The 19337-nt window shown below is 63.1% G+C and carries 18 protein-coding genes and 1 tRNA gene; 5 read left to right on the top strand and 14 right to left on the bottom strand.

Features of this window, described 5'->3' with window-relative positions; all coding sequences use genetic code 11:
• Nucleotides 1-141: 141 nt before the first annotated feature.
• Nucleotides 142-1770 (bottom strand): DNA alkylation response protein, encoded by a 1629-nt coding sequence (locus tag A9K71_RS07355; protein WP_066992776.1) that lies wholly within the window; start codon nt 1768-1770, stop codon nt 142-144.
• 182 nt (nt 1771-1952) lie between these two features.
• Between A9K71_RS07355 and A9K71_RS07350 the strand changes: the two genes are divergently transcribed.
• Genes A9K71_RS07350 through dprA form a run of 4 tightly spaced genes read left to right on the top strand, consistent with a single transcriptional unit; the run spans nt 1953 to nt 5962 of the window.
• Nucleotides 1953-2918: an aspartate carbamoyltransferase catalytic subunit gene (locus A9K71_RS07350; RefSeq protein WP_066992572.1), complete on the top strand. Its 966-nt coding sequence runs from the start codon at nt 1953-1955 to the stop codon at nt 2916-2918.
• Complete coding sequence (locus A9K71_RS07345) at nt 2915-4201, top strand: dihydroorotase (protein ID WP_066992569.1); 1287 nt, start codon at nt 2915-2917, stop codon at nt 4199-4201. Before A9K71_RS07350 ends, A9K71_RS07345 begins: the two co-directional genes overlap by 4 nt.
• A 55-nt stretch (nt 4202-4256) precedes the next feature.
• Nucleotides 4257-4838 carry a glycerol-3-phosphate 1-O-acyltransferase PlsY gene (gene plsY / locus A9K71_RS07340; RefSeq protein ID WP_066992566.1) on the top strand — a complete coding sequence of 194 codons (582 nt, stop codon included), beginning with the start codon at nt 4257-4259 and terminating at the stop codon, nt 4836-4838.
• A complete protein-coding gene (dprA, locus tag A9K71_RS07335; protein ID WP_066992563.1) occupies nt 4835-5962 on the top strand; it encodes a DNA-processing protein DprA in 1128 nt (375 codons plus the stop codon). The genes plsY and dprA overlap by 4 nt, the downstream gene beginning before the upstream one ends.
• 30 nt (nt 5963-5992) lie before the next feature.
• On the opposite strand, the gene A9K71_RS07330 is transcribed toward dprA, so the two are convergent.
• The 4 genes from A9K71_RS07330 to A9K71_RS07315 all read right to left on the bottom strand — a co-directional run bounded on the left by A9K71_RS07330 (nt 5993) and on the right by A9K71_RS07315 (nt 8717).
• Nucleotides 5993-7138 carry a hypothetical protein gene (locus A9K71_RS07330; protein WP_066992560.1) on the bottom strand — a complete coding sequence of 382 codons (1146 nt, stop codon included), beginning with the start codon at nt 7136-7138 and terminating at the stop codon, nt 5993-5995.
• Between the two features lie 100 nt (nt 7139-7238).
• Nucleotides 7239-7424, bottom strand: coding sequence for a hypothetical protein (locus tag A9K71_RS07325; protein WP_066992556.1), 186 nt, complete (start codon nt 7422-7424; stop codon nt 7239-7241).
• A 183-nt stretch (nt 7425-7607) separates the two neighbouring features.
• Entirely contained in the window at nt 7608-8147 is a 540-nt protein-coding gene (locus A9K71_RS07320; RefSeq protein WP_066992553.1) for a J domain-containing protein, read from the bottom strand.
• A gap of 494 nt (nt 8148-8641) precedes the next feature.
• Nucleotides 8642-8717, bottom strand: a tRNA-Lys gene (locus A9K71_RS07315).
• A gap of 285 nt (nt 8718-9002) precedes the next feature.
• On the opposite strand from A9K71_RS07315, the gene A9K71_RS07310 reads away from it, so the two are divergent.
• A complete protein-coding gene (locus A9K71_RS07310; protein WP_066992550.1) occupies nt 9003-9458 on the top strand; it encodes a BA14K family protein in 456 nt (151 codons plus the stop codon).
• A 67-nt stretch (nt 9459-9525) separates the two neighbouring features.
• Here A9K71_RS07310 and A9K71_RS07305 read toward each other — a convergent pair whose 3' ends face one another.
• From A9K71_RS07305 to glpD, 9 genes are all read right to left on the bottom strand, one after another.
• Nucleotides 9526-10005 carry a DUF6882 domain-containing protein gene (locus A9K71_RS07305; RefSeq protein WP_066992548.1) on the bottom strand — a complete coding sequence of 160 codons (480 nt, stop codon included), beginning with the start codon at nt 10003-10005 and terminating at the stop codon, nt 9526-9528.
• A 32-nt stretch (nt 10006-10037) separates the two neighbouring features.
• Nucleotides 10038-11531: a glycerol kinase GlpK gene (gene glpK, locus A9K71_RS07300; protein ID WP_066992545.1), complete on the bottom strand. Its 1494-nt coding sequence runs from the start codon at nt 11529-11531 to the stop codon at nt 10038-10040.
• Between the two features lie 90 nt (nt 11532-11621).
• Nucleotides 11622-13352, bottom strand: coding sequence for an ABC transporter substrate-binding protein (locus A9K71_RS07295; protein ID WP_066992542.1), 1731 nt, complete (start codon nt 13350-13352; stop codon nt 11622-11624).
• Between the two features lie 77 nt (nt 13353-13429).
• Nucleotides 13430-13717 carry a DUF2160 domain-containing protein gene (locus tag A9K71_RS07290; protein ID WP_066992540.1) on the bottom strand — a complete coding sequence of 96 codons (288 nt, stop codon included), beginning with the start codon at nt 13715-13717 and terminating at the stop codon, nt 13430-13432.
• Nucleotides 13718-13720: 3 nt separating this feature from the next.
• Nucleotides 13721-14629 carry a carbohydrate ABC transporter permease gene (locus A9K71_RS07285; protein ID WP_066992537.1) on the bottom strand — a complete coding sequence of 303 codons (909 nt, stop codon included), beginning with the start codon at nt 14627-14629 and terminating at the stop codon, nt 13721-13723.
• 1 nt (nt 14630) lies between these two features.
• Nucleotides 14631-15497 (bottom strand): sugar ABC transporter permease, encoded by an 867-nt coding sequence (locus tag A9K71_RS07280; protein ID WP_066992534.1) that lies wholly within the window; start codon nt 15495-15497, stop codon nt 14631-14633.
• A complete protein-coding gene (locus A9K71_RS07275) occupies nt 15498-16565 on the bottom strand; it encodes an ABC transporter ATP-binding protein (RefSeq protein WP_066992531.1) in 1068 nt (355 codons plus the stop codon).
• A gap of 10 nt (nt 16566-16575) precedes the next feature.
• Nucleotides 16576-17655: an ABC transporter ATP-binding protein gene (locus tag A9K71_RS07270; RefSeq protein WP_066992528.1), complete on the bottom strand. Its 1080-nt coding sequence runs from the start codon at nt 17653-17655 to the stop codon at nt 16576-16578.
• A gap of 39 nt (nt 17656-17694) precedes the next feature.
• Nucleotides 17695-19221, bottom strand: coding sequence for a glycerol-3-phosphate dehydrogenase (gene glpD / locus A9K71_RS07265; RefSeq protein ID WP_066992526.1), 1527 nt, complete (start codon nt 19219-19221; stop codon nt 17695-17697).
• Nucleotides 19222-19337: the final 116 nt, after the last annotated feature.

The following is a 19337-nucleotide window of genomic DNA, read 5'->3' as shown; positions in this document are numbered from 1 at the left end:
AGGGGAGCACGGGATCGCCATGGTTAACATTTCCCTACTCCGGTGGACAGAGTGGGCTCCGCGAAGCCTCCCCGCAATGGAAACCATTCGTTAAGGTTAACGACAATCCACAGGCCGGCGATCGAACGCCTTTCAGGCTGCTCAGCTCAGTGGCGGGTAGAGCGTGTCGATGATCATGCGCGCGTCATGGCGCGAATCGAGCATGCCGTAGGTGGTGCGCCATTGGCCGCCGAGTCTTGTTTCGACGAAAGCGTCGGCGATCCGCCCTGCCCCCAGCCGGCGCAGCTCCGCCGCCGCCGCCGAAAGCGCCAGCTGTTCGGTCAGCAGGCGCGCTGAGCCCTGGTCTGTCGAAGCCACCTGCATGGCCGCGTTGAGCACGCCGATGGTGCCCCGCCCGCCGGCGCCGAGGTCGCGGTCGATGCCGGCCAGCACCTCCTCGAACAGGCCTGGCGCGCGGCCAAGCACACGCAGCACGTCGAGCGCCATGACGTTGCCGGAGCCTTCCCAGATCGCGTTGACCGGAGCCTCACGGTAATAGCGGGCAAGCGGCGCTTCCTCGACATAGCCGTTGCCGCCGAGGCACTCCATAGCCTCGTAAAGCAAGGCCGGCGCGATCTTGCATACCCAGTATTTGACCACCGGCGTCATGGCGCGGGCAAAGGCCGCCTCGCCGCGATCGCTCGCCGCCTCGTCGAAGGAACGCGCCAGCCGGAACGACAGCGCCGTCGCGGCGGCAACGTCGAGCGCCATGTCGGCAAGGACCCGCTGCATCAGCGGTTGATCGACCAGACTGGTGCCGAACACCTGGCGATGGCGCGCGTGGTGGACGGCTTCGGCCAGCCCGGCGCGCATGAGCGCTGACGAAGCGACGGCGCAGTCGAGCCGGGTCAGCGTGACCATGTCCATGATCGTCTTGATCCCGGCGCCCGGCTCGCCGACCATCTCGCCGATGGCATTGACGAACTCGACCTCCGACGAGGCGTTGGAGCGGTTGCCGAGCTTGTCCTTCAGGCGCTGGAAACGGAAGCCATTGCCCGAGCCGTCGCCCAGAATGCGCGGAACCAGGAAGCATGAAAGCCCCTCCGGCACCTGGCCGAGCACGAGAAAGGCGTCGGACATCGGCGCCGACATGAACCATTTATGCCCGGTCAGCCGATAGAAGCCGTTTCCCGCGCGCTCGGCCTTTGTGACATTGGCGCGCACATCGGTGCCGCCCTGTTTCTCGGTCATGCCCATGCCGAGGGTAAGCCCGGTCTTTTGCACCGGCGGCTTCTGGCTCTGGTCGTATTTGCGCGTTGTCACGCGCGGCGCCCATTCGCGGAACAGCTTTGGGCTCGCCATCAGCGCCGCCAGCGAAGCGCTGGTCATGGTGATGGGGCAAAGATGTCCGGTCTCAAGCTCCGCGGTCAGGTAGAAGCGCGCCGCCCTCACCTGATGCCGGCGGCCGATCTCGGCGTCGCCGTTTTCCCAAACCGAGGAATGCAGGCCGCCGGCAACCGAGCGTCGCATGAGCGCATGATAAGCGGGATGAAATTCGACCAGATCGACGCGTCGGCCCTGGCGGTCATGCGTCCTGAGCTTCGGTGTGTCGGTGTTGGCCAGCCGGGCAAGTTCCTGTGCCTCCTGTGTCATGACGAACCTGCCGAGCCCGTCCAGATCCTTGCGGACGGAATCGGAAAAACGCTCGGCAAGCTGGATGAGCAACGGATCGCCCCGCCATGCGTTGCCGCCCGTCAGTGGCGGCGGCTGGTTGATCACCTCGTCGGTCACGCCCAATCCTTCAGTTGGCAGAGAGGTCCTTACCATCTCAAGGCCGCGGTCGCGAATCCGAAGCCATCGGGCCTTATAGCCAAGCAGTGCAAGGCGCGCGACGAAAATACCGGGGAGAACGCGCGCAATCCAAAGCTGGCGCTTGCGGCTGGCCTGACCGCACCCTATAGCAGCGCCTTGAGATGACCGACGCTTCGTCCCTGCCGCTGTTCCCTCACCGCCATCTTCTAGGCATCCGCGATCTTTCCCCCGCTGATATCGAGCTGCTGCTCGATCGCGCCGACCGGGCCGTCTCGATCTCGCGGCAATCTGAAAAGAAGACTTCGACGCTGCGCGGCCGGACACAGATCAACCTCTTCTACGAGGCCTCGACCCGCACGCAATCGTCCTTCGAGCTCGCCGGAAAACGGCTCGGGGCCGACGTCATGAACATGTCGGTGGCGAGCTCTTCGGTGAAGAAGGGCGAGACGCTGATCGACACCGCCATGACGCTCAACGCCATGCGTCCGGATATCCTGATCATCCGCCATCAGTCGGCGGGCGCGGCAGCACTTTTGGCGCAAAAGGTCGGCTGCTCGGTGGTCAACGCCGGCGACGGCGCGCATGAGCACCCGACGCAGGCGCTGCTCGACGCGCTGACCATACGCCGCGCCAAGGGACCGCTGTCGAAGCTGATCGTGGCGATCTGCGGCGACATTCTGCATTCGCGCGTCGCCCGCTCCAACATCATGCTCTTGAACGCGCTCGGCGCGCAGGTGCGGGTGGTCGCACCCTCGACGCTGCTGCCCGCGGGCATCGACAGAATGGGCGTGATCGTGTCGCGCTCGATGGCGGAAGGACTGAAGGACGCCGACGTCGTGATGATGCTGCGCCTGCAGCGCGAGCGCATGGAAGGCGCTTTCGTGCCGTCGATCCGTGAATATTTCCGCTATTTCGGCCTCGACGCCGAGAAGCTGAAAGCGGCCAAGGAGGATGCGCTGGTCATGCATCCCGGGCCGATGAACCGCGGCGTCGAGATCGCCTCGGAGATCGCCGACGGGCCGCAGAGCGTCATCCAGGAACAGGTCGAGATGGGCGTAGCCGTGCGCATGGCGGTTATGCAAGCGCTGTTAGATCCGCGCCGCAACCAGGAGGGAAGCGGCGCATGAGCGTGACGCTCTTCAACAAGGCCCGCATCGTCGACCCCTCGCGCGGTGTCGACGAGATCGGCGCCGTAATCGTCGACGGCCGCCGGATCGTCGCCGCCGGCAAGGCGGCGCTGAACCAAGGCGCGCCCGAGGGCGCTGTCGTCATCGACTGCGCCGGCAAGACGATTATTCCGGGTCTCATCGATGCCCGCGTCTTCATCGGCGAACCCGGCGGTGAGCACCGCGAGACCATCGCCTCGGCAAGCGTCGCTGCGGCAGCCGGCGGCGTCACCTCCATCGTCATGATGCCTGACACCAATCCGGTGATCGACAATGTGGCGCTGGTCGAATTCGTGCTGCGCACGGCAAGGGACACCGCAAGCGTCAACATCTTCCCGGCGGCGGCAATCACCAAGGGTCTCGACGGCCGCGAGATGACCGAGTTCGGCCTGCTGCGCGAAGCCGGCGCCGTGGCCTTCACCGATGGTCGACACACGATCGCCAACGCCTTGGTCATGCGCCGCGCGCTGACTTATGCCCGCGATTTCGGTAGCGTGATCGCGCATGAAACCCAGGATGCCGACCTTGCCTCGGCCGGCGTGATGAACGAGGGCCTTTATGCGAGCTGGCTCGGCCTTTCCGGCATCCCGCGCGAGGCCGAGCTCATCCCGCTGGAGCGGGACCTGGCGCTGGCGCGGCTGACCGACGGCGCCTATCACGCCGCCAAGATCTCGACGGCGATGGCGGTTGGCGCGGTGAGCCGTGCAAAGGCCGACGGCGCCAATGTCACGGCGGGCGTCGCCATCCACAATCTGTCGCTCAATGAGAACGATGTCGGCGAATACCGCACCTTCTTCCGGCTCACCCCGCCCTTGCGCGCCGAGGAAGACCGGCTGTCGATGGTCGAGGCGATCAAGGACGGCACGATCGATATCATCGTCTCTTCGCACGATCCGCAGGATGTCGATACCAAGCGACTGCCTTTCGCGGATGCCGCCGCCGGGGCGATCGGGCTGGAGACGCTGCTTGGCGCAGCACTTCGGCTCCACCACAATGGCGATGTGCCGCTGCTCAGGCTGGTCGAGACCCTGTCCACCGCGCCGGCAAGACTGTTCGGCCTGCCCGGCGGCACGCTGAAGCCGGGTGCCGCGGCCGATCTTGCGCTGGTCGATCTTGACGAGCCCTGGATCGTCAGCGAGAGCGGCCTGCGCTCGCGGTCCAAGAACACCTGTTTCGAAGGCGCGCGCCTTCAGGGCAAAGTCTTGCAAACCATGGTGGCGGGCCGCACAGTGTTTTCGGCCTGAACGTCAATCGACCAAAGTCGGAAGCAGGTTGATCGGCTGAATAGGTGGGGGAACAATGGGTTACGGGCTCGCACTGATCTTCGGATACCTGCTCGGCTCGATTCCGTTCGGGCTGTCGATTACCCGCGCGGCCGGTCTCGGCGATGTCCGCCAGATCGGTTCAGGCAACATCGGCGCGACCAATGTGCTGCGCACCGGCAACAAGGGGCTCGCCGCTGCGACGCTGCTGCTCGATGCGCTGAAGGGCACCGCGGCGGTGCTGATCGCCGGACATTTCTCGCCGGATTTCGGACTGCTCGCGGGCTTCGGCGCTTTCCTCGGCCATCTCTTTCCGGCCTGGCTAGGATTCAAGGGCGGCAAGGGCGTCGCCACCTACCTTGGCGTGCTGCTCGGGCTTGCCTGGCAGGGCATGGTTGTCTTCGCCGTTGTCTGGCTCGCCATGGCCTTCCTGTTCCGCTACTCCTCGCTCGCGGCGCTCGCGGCGACGGTGGTCGTGCCGATCGCGCTTTACTTCATCAGCACGCCTCAGATCGCCGGCCTGTTCGCGCTGATGAGCCTGATCGTCTTCGTCAAGCACCGCGCCAACATCTCGCGGCTGCTCGCCGGCACCGAGGGAAAGATCGGGGCGAAGGGGTGAGTGCTCCGGTCGCCGGCCCGCGCCTCAGCGAGCGGCAGCGGCTTGCCTGGCTTCGCCTGATCCGCACGCCGAACGTCGGCCCTGCCTCTTTTCGCGAACTGATCAACCGCTTCGGCTCGGCCGAAGCCGCGCTCGAAATGCTGCCCGAGCTGATGATCTCGGGCGGCGCCAACCGCATCGCTCGCATTCCCTCCGCCGGCGAAGCCGAGGCGGAGTTGGAAGCGGCCCGGCGCGCCGGCGCCCGCTTCGTCGGCATCGGCGAAGCAGACTATCCCGCTTTGCTGAAGACCCTGGACAACCCGCCGCCGCTGTTGGCGGTGAAGGGTGAAGGCGCGGTGTTCCGTCTCCCTGCGGTGGCGATCGTCGGCGCCCGCAACGCCTCGCTCGCCGGCATCAAGATGGCGCGCATGCTGGCGAGCGACCTCGGTCGCGAGGGCTACGCCATCGTCTCCGGCCTCGCACGCGGCATCGACACCGCGGCGCATCAGGGGAGCCTTTCGACCGGCACGGTCGGAGTGCTGGCCGGCGGCCTCGATGTGCCCTACCCGCCGGAAAATGCCGGTCTGTGCGACGACATCGCCGAGCGCGGCGGCGCCATCGTTTCGGAAATGCCCTTCGGCTGGCAGCCGCGAGCGCAGGATTTCCCGCGCCGCAACCGCCTCGTCGCCGGCATTGCGCTCGGGCTCGTCGTAGTCGAAGCCGCACAGCGCTCGGGTTCGCTGATCAGCGCCAGGCTGGCCGGCGAGATGGGCCGACTGGTCTTCGCGGTTCCGGGCTCGCCGCTCGACCCGCGTGCCGCCGGCAGCAATGCGCTGCTCAAGGACGGCGCCACGCTCGTCACCGAAGCGGCCGACATTCTGGGCGCGCTGGCACCGCTGGCTGGCACTCGCCCGCCAAGGACCATGCCGCTCGCCGAGGCGCCCGACTTGTCGGCAATGCCGCCGCCCGGCGAAGACGAACGCGCCGACGTGCTGGAAGCGCTCGGCCCGACGCCGATCGCGGTCGACGAGATCATCCGCCACACAGGCCTGAGCGCCGCGCAGATCGCCATGGTGCTCTTGGAGCTCGACCTCGCCGGACGCCTCGAGCGCCATGCCGGCGGGAATGTGTCGCTCGTGGCGTGAACCCGGCTGCTCCGACCTGCGGCTTCAGCGTTAGCGGAACAAATATTTGGACACTTCAGGATTGCCGCGGCGCCACATCACGTTGTCCAGAAAATAGTGGTGCACGTTGATGAAGATCAGCACGATGAAGAAGAACAGCGAGGACCCGAGGACTTGCTTGTCGTAGGGGATCAAGGCGGTCATCGCCATCGGCATAAGCCAGAAGCCGAGATATCCGAGCGCACCACCCCCGACGATGAATCCCAGAACCCTAAGCCTGTAGAGAGGTCCGAGAAAGGACAGTACCTTCGGTTGCGGATTTTGTGCGGCATCCGCGACGTCGCGCTCGACGTTCGTCTGGTAGCGCCAGACCACGGCCAGATACTGCAGCGAGTGGAGCGCCGGCACCACTAGCAGCCAGAGCGGGTTTATCCTCGCAATCAGGATCCACAGATAGAGCGACGCGACATAGGCTACGATGCCGTTATACGGCAGCGCATGACCATTTCTGTGCCAGCGGTTGATCAGCATCAGAACCGTGGCCGCCGTCGAGGCGACGGCCGCTAGCAGGGCAATGTTGGTTATCCAGGAAGGGACCGCGAATGTGTAATATTCCAGGCCGTAATATCTCCCTTGGGTCACCGCCGTGTTCGTCTGGAGCCATGCCAGGATCCACACGACATAGCTGTTGACCAGCAGCACCTTCTTGTCACGATTGTCGAAGAATTTACGCTTCAGGACGGCGTCGACCATCAGCATGCCGTAGCCTTGCTTGACGTAGTGCCAACCGACGAAGAAGAACATGGCGTTGGCTGCGTATCCCAGCAACTGAGTGTCTGCCCTTGCCGCGCCATATGCAAAGAACGCGGCCATGATCAGGGGGACGACGATGCCCGCGAAAATGTAGCGAAGCTGCAGGCTCTTCTCGTATCCGTTGCCCCTCACCTTGCGCCCGAAATTGCGATAGAAAATCTGGTACGAGTGGGCGAAGTGGGGGTAGTTGACCAGATATGCCACGACGACCATGGTTGCAGCGACGAGGCCTTCATATTCGAGCGGCACCAGGAACAGGATGGGCAGGATCAGAAACGCGCTGCCGCCGAGCATGAGGAAATCGGCGACCGGGCCAAACAGATATTTGCCAGGCAGCGTCGCCGCTTTAGCGGCTGAAGCATCCACCGAAAGGTCAAGTGCCATGGTCGAGCTCTCCTTCGGGAAGGATCGACCTTAGCCGCCACCCCGCCTGGCGACAAGGTTGGGGTGCCGCTCCAGCCTTTGCCGACGTCTCGATCCCCAGTTAGATGGAAAACTGAACGCGTTTCGGCGACTGCAGCTCGCGCCCCATCTTTGCCGCCTGAAAGATCGTCAGCAAGACCAGGATCGGCTCACCGTCTGTCGGATTGACGGTCAGGGCCACGCGGCCGAGTTCGTCGCTCATGGCGCAAGTCCAGTCTTTGACGGCGATCACCTTCTTCTCGGGCAATGTATCCTCCCCTTGGGCCGGGATCCTGATGCTACCTGCCCGGTTGCATGGAACCAGGTATGGCGCGGCCGGCCACACCGGATCGATCCTCCTCGTCGGCCAACCATGGCCCCGGCGGAATTCGAACACAAGCAATCGCGGATGTAAAAGCAACCGATCAGCCGGCAGTATCAGAGGGCACCGTCAAGTTGCATGATCCAGCAGCCTGGTTACGACGGTTTCACGGCGATGCTCGGAATTGGCGCGATCGATGCCGTCTACGGTGATCGCGAACATCCCGTTTTCGATCCTTGCTATCCAGCTCTTTGCCTTCAGATACCAAAGATGAAATTCCAGATGTTCTCGCGGGCAGCCTGACAAGCGTTCGAGCTCTTCATCGCCAATGCCGGGATTGTTGACGTCCTGTCGACGTTTTACATAGAGAAGCGACAGCAGCTTGGCCTGGATGACAACGTCCCGTTCAAGCCCTTTGGCATCGCTGGCTTCTTCGGCGAGCTCGCGGCGAACGCTCAAATGGTCTCTATACTGGACATCGTATTGGGCGCGTTTGACTGGATCTTTGAGCGTATTGTGGGCTTCTACGATTTCCGAGAAGCGTGACTCATTGCCGGTATCCCGATTGTCGGGATGGTAGCGCATGGCAAAGTAACGAAATATCCGCTCGATCGTTTCCGAATTCGCGTTTGGGCTGATCTCGAGCAGCTCATAGTAGTCAACGAACATAGTGGTGATTCCACAGAATCGATATTGCGACACCACTCCCCAACGGCAGCATCGCGCAACCGTCCTGCCCGCGCAAGCCGCATGCCGAGCATGAGTGACTCCCCGCAAGCGATCTTGCGGAACCTGACAGTCAGAACTCACGGAGGCTGTTGAGCGACCTAGGCAGTATGCTGCGCCAAGGATGCCCTCAACTTAACGCGAGCTGGCATCGAAGCGAAACGCTTTGGGAAGAACTCGCCGGGCGAGGCCCCCAACAACGGCCTTCAAGCCCGACGAGCTGCCGGGGATCAAGCCGGCCATGTCTGCGGTGCAAAGCCGATGCCAAGCATTCCCGTCCCAAGACGAGACAGGAAGACCAAATGCCACCGGGTCGGGTCGCTTCGGCTGCCGGGCTTTTTCGTTGCCAATCAGTTAGCCTCAGCTAAGCCGGGGCGTGAAAAGCGGTCTCCCGTTTCGCAGCCGAAACCTTATCTCTTTGAAATGGCCCGGATATTTGGTGAGCGCGATGGGATTCGAACCCATGACCTACTGATTAAAAGTCAGTTGCTCTACCGGCTGAGCTACGCGCTCCCGCGGGCTCAAAACGCCGCCCTCGAAATTGCGCGGAACATAGGGAGAGTGCCGCGACCGGTCAACCGGAAAAACACCGGCTTCCAAGGCGGATTTTTTGAACGGATTCCAAGGGAGCGCTTAAGGTGGCCGGGAGAAGCTTTCGGTGCCTCCGCCGATCACCCGGACCCGGGCCGCTTCAGAAAGCCCTTCGATAACAACACGTTGATGGAGAAGCGGGAACCATTGCAACCGAGACCCGTTTCGCAACACAGGGACGATTACCAACCCTCGAGGAGTACATCGATGAAAAGGATCGCATCAGGCCTGATGGCAGCCGCCCTCTCGGCGTCGTTCATCGCGGCGGAGATGGTGCCGGTCAACGCTCAGCCAGCTTATGTTCCACAATCCCAGGGCCTCTGGTCGGATGTCCAGACCGTGCAGTATCGGGATTGGAGACGACACCGCAGCTTCAACCGCGATTTCTCGCGTCGGGACGGCGTCGTCTACTGGAACGGCCATCGCGGCTACCGTGAATACCGCCGCGGCTATCGCCGGCATGGCGATTATTGGTTCCCGCTCGCTGCCTTCGCCACCGGCGCGCTGATTACCGGCGCCATCATCAACAGCCAGAACCGCGTCTATCGTGGCGGCGATGCGCATGTGCAGTGGTGCTATGACCGTTATCGGTCTTATCGCGCCTCGGACAACACTTTCCAGCCCTACAACGGCCCGCGTCAGCAGTGCGTTTCGCCCTACTGACAGCCTCCAGTCAGTATCCAGGGTCGTTGACCGAGCCCGTGCCGCAAGGCACGGGCTCTCTGTTCATTCAGCTGGCCCAGTTGACGCTTTTCAATATCAGGTAAAGGCCCCCGCCTTCCCCTCGCGGTGAGCGATAGGCTCCGAGCGCGTTGCAAATCCGAACCATGGCACCGGTCAGTCCCCAACCAAGCGCTTCGAGGTCATCGGCCACGTCGAGCACATAAGCCTGCGCCAGTTCGTCTATGCCCTTCTCCTCGCCGAATGACCGAGCCAGTTTGGCGTCGCTGAGAAGGTCGCCCGGCAAATTTGAATTTGCCCAAGCCCAGAGCCAGTTGTCCGCCTTGGCGCTTGTAGAGCCGGCAATCTGTATGCGGGCGACCACCTTGACGACGCCATCTGCCGAAAAAAGCAGTTTTCCGGTCGTTAAGTCATAGTCGTAGCGCTGCCAGCTGCCGAGGCGGAATTCATCCTCCAAACGATGGTTCTTGGCGTTCAACTGATCGAAAGCCTCGTCACGCCATGCGGGATACCAATCCGGATGCTTCATGCCCCCTCGCCTTGCCGTGTCTCCCGCGCGCCTCATTGCACGCTCAGCGTCCTGCGCACTGCGTCGCGCCAGCCACTCAGCTTGGCGGAACGGGTGGCGGCGTCCATATCCGGCTTGAAGCGCTTATCGAGAGCCCAGGTCTTGGCAAACTCCTTCGCCTTCGGCCACACGCCGGCTTTGGATCCGGCGAGCCAGGCGGCACCCAGCGCGGTCGTTTCCAGGATGGTCGGCCGATCGACCGGCGCGTCGAGGATGTCGGCCAACCTCTGCATGGTCCAATCCGATGCGACCATGCCGCCGTCGACCCGCAGGACGGTCTTGGCGGAAGCGCCCTTCCAATCCTTGCGCATGGCGTCGAGCAGGTCGCGCGTCTGGAAGGCGACGGATTCGAGCGCCGCGCGCGCGAACTCGGCCGGGCCCGAATTGCGCGTCAGGCCGAAGATCGCGCCGCGGGCATCCGCGTCCCAGTGCGGCGCGCCGAGGCCGACAAAGGCCGGCACCAGATAGACTTGTTGCGCCGGATCGGCGGTCCCGGCGAGCGCACCGCTCTGCTCGGCCTTGCCGATCACCTTGATGCCGTCGCGCAGCCATTGCACGGCGGCACCCGCAATGAAGATCGAGCCCTCCAGCGCATAGGTGGTCTTGCCGTTCAACCGATAGGCGATGGTGGTCAAGAGCCGGTTCTTCGAGCGCACCAGATCGGCGCCGGTGTTCAGCAGCGCGAAGCAGCCGGTGCCGTAGGTGGACTTCATCATGCCCGGCTCGAAACAGGCCTGGCCGATGGTCGCTGCGTGCTGGTCGCCGGCGACCCCGAGAATCCTCATCTCGGCGCCGAAAAGGCTCTTTTCTGTGACACCGAAATCATCGGCGCAGTCCTTCACCTGCGGCAGGACCGCGGCCGGTATGTTCAGGATGGACAGCAGCTCGTCGTCCCAGACATTCTTCTCGATGTTGTAGACCAGCGTGCGCGAGGCGTTGGTGGCATCGGTGGCGTGTACCTTGCCGCCGGTCAGGCGCCAGATGAGAAAACTGTCGATCGTGCCGGCGAGCAATTCGCCTTTCTCGGCGCGCTTTCTCGCGCCCTTCACCTTGTCCAGCATCCAGGCGATCTTGGTGCCGGAGAAATAGGGATCGAGCAGCAGCCCGGTCTTTTTCGTGAACGTCTTCTCCAGCCCTTGCTTCTTGAGCTTCTGGCAAAGCGGCGCGGTTCGTCTGTCCTGCCACACAATCGCGTTGTGGATCGGTTTTCCCGTCGCCTTGTCCCAGATGACCACCGTCTCGCGCTGGTTGGTGATGCCGATCGCGGCCATATCCGATGCTGCGCAACCGGCAGCCTTCAGCGCCGCCTTCACTGTCGCGAACACGCTTGCCCAAATGTCTTCCGGATCATGCTCGACCCAGCCGGAAGCCGGATAATGCTGCGTGAATTCCTGCTGGCCCGTGCCGGCGACTTTCATTTCGCTGTCGAAGACGATCGCCCTGGTCGAGGTCGTTCCCTGGTCGATGGCCAGCACAAAACCGCTCATTCCGTCCCTCCACTTCTCATGCAACAGGGGAGACGGCCAAGCCGCCTCCCCTGCATTTCCTACACAGGCTCGCGGGCCTGCGTCATGCAGTTACTGCTGCTGCCAGCTCTTCACCAACTCGTCGTAGTTGATGGTGATCGGCTTTTCCTTTTCGTTCTCGATCTTCAACTGCGGCGCAAGGTTGCCCTTCGAGACCGCGTCCTTGTTCCAGTATTCGAGATCATGCTCTTCGGCCATCTTCGGGCCGATATCGCCCTGGACGCCCGACTTTTCGATGCGGCTCATGACCTTTTCCTGCTCGGCGCAAAGCGAGTCCATCGCTTCCTGCGCGGTCTTGGCGCCCGACGACGCATCGCCGATCGCCTGCCACCAGAGCTGAGCGAGCTTCGGATAGTCAGGCACGTTGGTGCCGGTCGGCGACCACTGGACGCGGGCCGGCGAGCGGTAGAACTCGATCAGGCCGCCGAGCTTCGGAGCGCGCTCGGTGAAGCTCTTGTCGTGGATCGTGCTCTCGCGGATGAAGGTCAAGCCGACATGGCTCTTCTTCACGTCGACGGTCTTCGAGGTGACGAACTGGGCGTAAAGCCAGGCGGCCTTGGCGCGGTCGGTCGGCGTCGACTTCATCAACGTCCAGGAACCCACGTCCTGGTAGCCGAGCTTCATGCCGTCCTTCCAGTAGACACCATGCGGCGACGGCGCCATGCGCCACTTCGGCGTGCCGTCGTCGTTCAGCACCGCCTTGGCGCTGGCGTCGACCATCGAGGCGGTGAAAGCGGTGTACCAGAAGATCTGCTGGGCCACCCCACCCTGCGCCGGAACCGGGCCGGATTCGGAGAAGGTCATGCCCTGCGCTTCGGCCGGAGCGTAGGCCTTCAGCCAGTCGAGGTATTTCTGGATCGAGTAGACGGCAGCCGGACCATTCGTGTCGCCGCCGCGCGCGGTGCAGGAGCCCACGGGCCGCGAATTCTCGTCGACCTTGATCCCCCATTCGTCCACCGGCAGGCCGTTCGGAATGCCCTTGTCGCCGTTGCCGGCCATGGACAGCCAGGCGTCGGTGAACCGCCAGCCGAGCGACGGGTCCTTCTTGCCGTAGTCCATGTGGCCGTAGACCTTCTTGCCGTCGATCTCGCGGCCGGTGAAGAACGCGGCGATGTCCTCATAGGCCGACCAGTTGACGGGAACGCCGAGGTCGTAGCCGTACTTGGCCTTGAAGTCGGCCTTGTTCTTCTCGTCGTTGAACCAGTCGTAGCGGAACCAGTAGAGGTTCGCGAACTGCTGGTCCGGCAGCTGATAGAGCTTCTTGTCGGGCGCCGTCGTGAACGAGGTGCCGATGAAGTCCTTCAGGTCGAGATTCGGATTGGTGACGTCCTTGCCGTCGCCTTCCATCCAGTCGGTCAGGTTGCGCACCTGCTGGTAGCGCCAGTGCGTGCCGATCAGGTCGGAATCGTTGACCCAGCCGTCATAGAGGTTCTGACCGGTCTGCATCTGGGTCTGGATCTTCTCGACGACGTCACCTTCCTGGATCGTGTCGTGGGTGACCTTGATGCCGGTGATGGCCGAGAAGGCCGGCGCCAGCACCTGCGATTCATAGGAATGGGTGGCGATGGTTTCCGACACGACCTTGATGTCCATGCCGGCAAACGGCTTGGCTGCGTCGATGAACCACTGCATTTCCTTTTCCTGATCGGCGCGCGAAAGCGTCGACAGATCACCTATCTCCTTGTCGAGAAAGGCTTTTGCCTCGTCCATACCGGCATAGGCGTTACCTACGCCCAGCAATAGTGCAATGGCTGTCGTTGATGTAAAAATTTGCCGTCGCATGTGTTTCCTCCAGTCTTAGGTTGCAAGTGCGATCTGGAGCGGCCGCCGGCACGCGGCCGCTCCAACTATTTCCCCCTCTATACGTATCGGAATACGCCGATCGCGTAGACCACGGAGAGAGCGAGAGCCCACCACAGGTTGGGTCCAACGAGACCCAGCCAAGCGAGATGGATAAAGGCGCTGCCGAGCAGCGACAGGAAGAGGCGGTCGCCGCGCGTCGTTTCGAAGCGCAGGATACCGACGCGCGGATAGCCGCCCGGCGAGGCATATTCCCAGGCCGCCATGCCGACCAGCAGCAGCAATACCGTTGCGAAGAAAGCCGCCGTCGGCAACGTCCACGCCATCCAGGAGAAGTCGAGGTTCATCGATCACACCCTCCCCAGGGCGAAGCCCTTGGCGATATAGTTGCGCACAAACCAGATCACCAGCGCGCCGGGGATCAGCGTCAGCACGCCGGCTGCGGCGAGCAGCCCCCAGTCCATGCCGGCGGCCGAGACGGTGCGGGTCATGGTGGCCGCGATCGGCTTGGCATCGGTCGTCGTCAGCGTGCGGGCGATCAAAAGCTCCACCCAAGAGAACATGAAGCAGAAGAAGCAGGCGACACCGATGCCGCTCGCGATCAGCGGCATGAAGATCTTTACGAAGAAGCGCGGGAAGGAATAGCCGTCGATATAGGCGGTCTCGTCGATCTCCTTCGGCACCCCGGACATGAAGCCTTCCAGGATCCACACCGCCAGCGGCACGTTGAACAGACAGTGCGCCAGCGCCACCGCGATATGCGTGTCGATCAGGCCGAAGGCCGAATAGAGCTGGAAGAACGGCAGGGCGAACACCGCCGGCGGCGCCATGCGGTTCGTCAACAGCCAGAAGAACAGGTGCTTGTCGCCGAGGAAGCGGTAGCGCGAGAAGGCATAGGCCGCGGGCAGCGCCACGGCCACCGAGATCACCATGTTCATCACCACATAGGTGATCGAATTGATGTAGCCCGAATACCAGGACGCATCGGTGAAGATGGTGCGGTAATTTGCCAGCGTCGGATTGTGCGGGAACAACGTCAGCGACGACACGATCTCCGCATTGGTCTTGAAGCTCATGTTAATGAGCCAGTAGATCGGCAGCAGCAGCACGACGATGTAGAGCGTCGGCACAATCCACCACCAGCGCGATTCCTCGCCCCGGCGCCGCATCAGCTTCGCCACCTCGTCCTGCGAAAGGGTGCTGCCTACCTCGGTGACCGCCGCTTCGCTTACGCGTGTCGTCTCGTTTGCGCTCGCCATCTCAGCGCTCCGCGTCGTAGTTGGTCATCACGGTGTAGAACACCCACGACAACAACAGGATGATCAGGAAATAGACCAGCGACATGGCCGCCGCCGGACCGAGATCGAACTGACCGAGCGCCATCTTGACGAGGTCGATCGACAGGAAGGTGGTCGAATTGCCGGGACCGCCGCCGGTGACGACGAAGGGCTCGGTATAGATCATGAAGGAGTCCATGAAGCGCAGCAGCACCGCGATCAGCAGCACGCGCTGCATCTTCGGCAGCTGGATGTAGCGGAACACCGCCCAGCGCGAGGCGCCGTCGATCTTGGCCGCCTGGTAGAAGGCGTCCGGGATCGAAACCAGGCCGGCATAGCAGAGCAGCACGACCAGGCTCGTCCAGTGCCACACGTCCATGATGATGACGGTGACCCACGCGTCGATCGGATCCTGGACATAGTTGTAGTCGATGCCGAATGCGTTGACGTAGTAGCCGAGCAGGCCAATGTCGTTGCGGCCGAACACCTGCCAGATCGTGCCGACAACGTTCCATGGGATGAGCAGCGGCAGCGCCATCAGCACCAGGCAGACCGGCACGCCCCATCCCTTCTTCGGCATGTTGAGCGCGATGAAGATGCCGAGCGGCACCTCGATCGCCAGGATGATGAAGGAGAAGATCAGGTTGCGCGCCATCGCTTCCCAGAAGCGGTCGGACGCCAGCAACTCCTCGAACCACTCGGTGCCGGCCCAGAAGAAGACGTTGTTGCCGAACGTGTCCTGCACCGAATAGTTGACGACGGTCATCAGCGGAATGACGGCCGAGAAGGCCACCAGCACCAACACCGGCAGGACGAGGAACCAGGCTTTGTTGTTCCAGGTCTTTTCCATCTACGCCCCCATCTCGACGCGCCATGAATCGGCATAGATGTTGATGCCGGCCGGATCGAAGCGGACCCTGGGTTCGGTCGGCACCTCATCGTCCTCTCCGATGACGGCGGCGATCTCTTTGCCCTCGAGATTGGCGCGAACCACCTTATGGCGGCCAACATCCTCGACCTTGCTGACTGACACCGCCATGCCTTCGCGGCCGAGCCGGACATATTCGGGACGGATGCCGAGCTCGACGGGACCGGCTTCGGCCTTGGGTGCGCCCGGCAGTTCGATGCGCTGCGAGCCGAGCAAAGCCGTCCTGCCTTCGAGCGCAACCGGAAGCACATTCATGCCCGGCGAACCGATGAAATAGCCGACGAAGGTGTGGCGCGGCCGCTCGAACAGCTCGGCCGGCGTGCCGATCTGCACGATCTCGCCGTCATACATGACCACGACGCGGTCGGCGAAAGTCAGCGCTTCGGTCTGGTCGTGCGTGACATAGACCATGGTGTAACCAAACCGGCGATGCAGCTGCTTCAGCTGCGAACGCAGCACCCATTTCATATGCGGATCGATGACGGTGAGCGGCTCGTCGAACAGGATGGCATTGACGTCCGAGCGCACCAGTCCTCGACCGAGCGAGATCTTCTGCTTCTGGTCGGCGGTCAGCCGGCGCGCCTTCCGGTGCGCCATCGAGGCGAGATCGATCATGTCGAGCGTCTCGCGCACCTTGCGGTCGACATCGGCCTCCGGCACGCGGCGGTTGCGCAGCGGAAAGGCCAGATTGTCGTAGACGGTCATGGTGTCGTAGATGACCGGGAATTGGAACACCTGGGCGATATTGCGCTCTTGCGTCGACAGATTGGTCACGTTCCGGCCGTTGAACAGAAGCTGGCCGTGCGAGGGATGGAGCAGCCCCGAAATGATGTTGAGCAAGGTGGTCTTGCCGCAGCCGGACGGCCCGAGCAGCGCATAGGCGCCGCCGTCCTCGAAGGTGTGATGCACCTCCTTCAGCGCGAAATCCGAATCCTTCTTTGGATTGGTCAGGTAGGAGTGGCGGATGTGGTTGACGTCGATGCGTGCCATCGCTTCCTCCTCAGGCCGCCAGCTTCGACGCAGTCACCGCGCGGCCGTTCTGGTCGAAGACCATGATGTGGCGCGGGTCGATGAACACCTCGACCTCGTCGTCGGTCTCGAAATCGAGGATGCCGTGCGCGAGCATCACCCAGCGCGCGTCGGCGAAGTCGAGATGGACGAAGCTTTCCGAGCCGGTGATCTCGGTGATGGTAACCTTGGCCCGCACCGGCACGGCGCCGGGGTTGGGACGCTCCAGCGACAAATGGTGCGGCTGGAAGCCGATCGTGTAGCTGGCATCCGGAATGCCGAGCAGTTCGGGCGGCACCGGCAGCTTCACGCCTCCTTCGAGAAGGAAGTCCAATCCCTTCTTGGCGAGCACAATGGTGTTGAGCGGAGGGTCGGCGAAGGTCCGCGCCGTCACCAGGTCGACCGGCTTGCGGAACACCTCGACGGTTGGGCCGAACTGCGTGACGCGACCTTCCGAAAGCGTTGCCGTGTTGCCGCCGAGCAAAAGCGCCTCGTGCGGCTCGGTCGTGGCATAGACGAAGATGGTGCCCGCCGCGGCGAAAATCTTCGGCAGTTCGGCGCGCAATTCCTCGCGCAGCTTGTAGTCGAGATTGGCGAGCGGCTCGTCGAGCAGCACCAGGCTGGCGTTCTTGACGATGGCGCGGGCGAGCGCCGTGCGCTGCTGCTGGCCGCCCGAGAGGTTGAGCGGCGTGCGGTCGAGATAGGGCGTGAGTTTGAGAAGTGCCGCAGCGTTGCGGACCTCCTTGTCGATCCTGGCCTGTTCGATGCCGGCAACCCGAAGCGGCGAGGCGATGTTCTCGTACACCGTCATCGCCGGATAGTTGATGAATTGCTGGTAGACCATGGCGACGTTGCGCTTCTGCACCGGCTGTCCGGTGACGTCCTTGCCGTCGAACCACACCGAGCCGGAAGTTGGCGCGTCGAGCCCGGCCATCAGCCGCATCAGGCTGGTCTTGCCGGAAAGCGTCGGCCCGAGCAGGACATTCAGCGAGCCGTGCTGAAGCGTCAGCGACACGTCGCGGATATGCTCCTGCGCGCCGACCGTCTTCGTCACGTTCCTCAGTTCCAGCATCACGCCTCCTCCCAGGCCTTGCGCATCAGCGCTCGATCCTCATTCCGCCGCGGCGACATGGCGGCTGCTCAACCCGCGCATGAATTCTTCCAATGCCGCCGTCTGCTCGCGGCTGAAATGCAGGCCGCGTTTGGTCCTGCGCCACAGCACGTCCTCGGCGGTGATCGCCCACTCGTTCTCGACCAGGTAGCGCACCTCGGCTTCGTAGAGGTCGGCACCGAAATTGCGGCCGAGATCGGCATTCGACTTGGCGAGGCCAAGCAGCTTCTCCGCGCGCGTGCCGTAAAGCCGGGTCAACCTGCGTGCCAGCCGTTGGTCGAGGAACGGATAGGCGTTCTTGAGCCTCGATACCTGCGCGTCGAACCCGGTCGCCGGAAAATCGCCGCCGGGCAGCGGCGCGTTGGCGGTCCATGGCTTGCCGCGCTTGCCGAGAAAGCCTTCGATCTTCTCCAGCATCGATTCCGCCAGCCGGCGGAACGTGGTAATCTTGCCGCCGAAGGCGTTGAGCAAGGGGGCAGCACCCTCCCCGCCATCGGCCTTCAGCACATAGTCGCGCGTCGCCTCCTGCGCCTTCGAGGCGCCGTCGTCATAAAGCGGGCGCACCGCCGAATAGGTCCAGACGATGTCCGAACGCTTGACCGGCTGGGCGAAATATTCGCTCGCGGCGGCGCAAAGATAGTCGATCTCGGCATCGCTGATCTTCACCTCATGCGGATCGCCCGGAAAGTCGCGGTCGGTGGTGCCGATCAGCGTGAACTCTTCCTCGTAAGGAATGGCGAAGATGATGCGCCCGTCCTTGTTCTGAAAGAAATAGGCGCGCGGATCGTTGAACTTCTTGCCGATGACGATGTGGCTGCCCTGCACCAGCCGAACATTGTGCACATCGTTCTGGCCGACCGATTTTGCCAGCACCTGATCCACCCAGGGCCCGGCGGCGTTGACGAGAAGACGGGCGCGGACTTCCTCGGTCTCGCCGGTCAGCACGTTCTGGATCTTGATCGTCCACAGCGCGCTCTCGCGGCGCGCGCTGACCACCTTGGTGCGAGTGCGGATGACGGCGCCGCGGTCGGCCGCGTCGCGGGCATTGAGCGCCACCAGGCGGGCATCGTTGACCCAGCCGTCCGAATATTCGAACGCCTTGCGGAACAGCGGCTTCAGCGGCTTGCCGGCCGGATCGGTGGCCATGTCCAGCGTCTTGGTCGCCGGCAGCAGCTTGCGCCCGCCGATATGGTCGTAAAGGAAAAGGCCGAGCCGGATCAGCCAGGCCGGACGCAGGCCCTTGGCGTAGGGCAGCACGAAGCGCATCGGCCAGATGATATGCGGCGCGTTCTTCCACAGAACCTCGCGCTCCATCAGCGCTTCGCGCACCAGCCGGAATTCGTAGAACTCGAGATAGCGCAACCCGCCATGGATCAGTTTGGTCGAGCCGGAGGAAGTCCCGCTGGCGAGATCGTTCATCTCGGCGAGGTATACGGAAAATCCGCGGCCAACGGCGTCGCGGGCGATGCCGCAGCCATTGATGCCGCCGCCTATGACAAAAATGTCATGGATCGGAGATGCGTCCACAGGGTTCCTCCACGATTTCGCATTGCACCATTTTTGTGTTTCGCGAAACCGTGGCGGGATTATTTCGAACTCGATCCGAATGTCAAACGAAATATCACAGATGCGTGAGATGTCCG

This window comes from Mesorhizobium sp. WSM3873 (assembly GCF_001672445.1).
Classification (GTDB): Bacteria; Pseudomonadota; Alphaproteobacteria; order Rhizobiales; family Rhizobiaceae; genus Mesorhizobium.
Note: the sequence above shows the minus strand (reverse complement) of the source record. Positions and strands in the feature narration are given on the sequence as shown.

What these genes read in the sequence shown, in the direction of transcription:
- A9K71_RS07280 (WP_066992534.1), bottom strand. Translation starts at nt 15,497, where the DNA reads ATGGAAAAGACCTGGAACAACAAAGCCTGGTTCCTCGTCCTGCCGGTG.
- A9K71_RS07285 (WP_066992537.1), bottom strand. Translation starts at nt 14,629, where the DNA reads ATGGCGAGCGCAAACGAGACGACACGCGTAAGCGAAGCGGCGGTCACC.
- A9K71_RS07330 (WP_066992560.1), bottom strand. Translation starts at nt 7,138, where the DNA reads ATGGCACTTGACCTTTCGGTGGATGCTTCAGCCGCTAAAGCGGCGACG.
- plsY (WP_066992566.1), top strand. Translation starts at nt 4,257, where the DNA reads ATGGGTTACGGGCTCGCACTGATCTTCGGATACCTGCTCGGCTCGATT.
- A9K71_RS07275 (WP_066992531.1), bottom strand. Translation starts at nt 16,565, where the DNA reads ATGGCACGCATCGACGTCAACCACATCCGCCACTCCTACCTGACCAAT.
- A9K71_RS07310 (WP_066992550.1), top strand. Translation starts at nt 9,003, where the DNA reads ATGAAAAGGATCGCATCAGGCCTGATGGCAGCCGCCCTCTCGGCGTCG.
- A9K71_RS07350 (WP_066992572.1), top strand. Translation starts at nt 1,953, where the DNA reads ATGACCGACGCTTCGTCCCTGCCGCTGTTCCCTCACCGCCATCTTCTA.
- A9K71_RS07270 (WP_066992528.1), bottom strand. Translation starts at nt 17,655, where the DNA reads ATGCTGGAACTGAGGAACGTGACGAAGACGGTCGGCGCGCAGGAGCAT.
- A9K71_RS07320 (WP_066992553.1), bottom strand. Translation starts at nt 8,147, where the DNA reads ATGTTCGTTGACTACTATGAGCTGCTCGAGATCAGCCCAAACGCGAAT.
- A9K71_RS07305 (WP_066992548.1), bottom strand. Translation starts at nt 10,005, where the DNA reads ATGAAGCATCCGGATTGGTATCCCGCATGGCGTGACGAGGCTTTCGAT.
- A9K71_RS07345 (WP_066992569.1), top strand. Translation starts at nt 2,915, where the DNA reads ATGAGCGTGACGCTCTTCAACAAGGCCCGCATCGTCGACCCCTCGCGC.
- A9K71_RS07295 (WP_066992542.1), bottom strand. Translation starts at nt 13,352, where the DNA reads ATGCGACGGCAAATTTTTACATCAACGACAGCCATTGCACTATTGCTG.
- A9K71_RS07290 (WP_066992540.1), bottom strand. Translation starts at nt 13,717, where the DNA reads ATGAACCTCGACTTCTCCTGGATGGCGTGGACGTTGCCGACGGCGGCT.
- glpK (WP_066992545.1), bottom strand. Translation starts at nt 11,531, where the DNA reads ATGAGCGGTTTTGTGCTGGCCATCGACCAGGGAACGACCTCGACCAGG.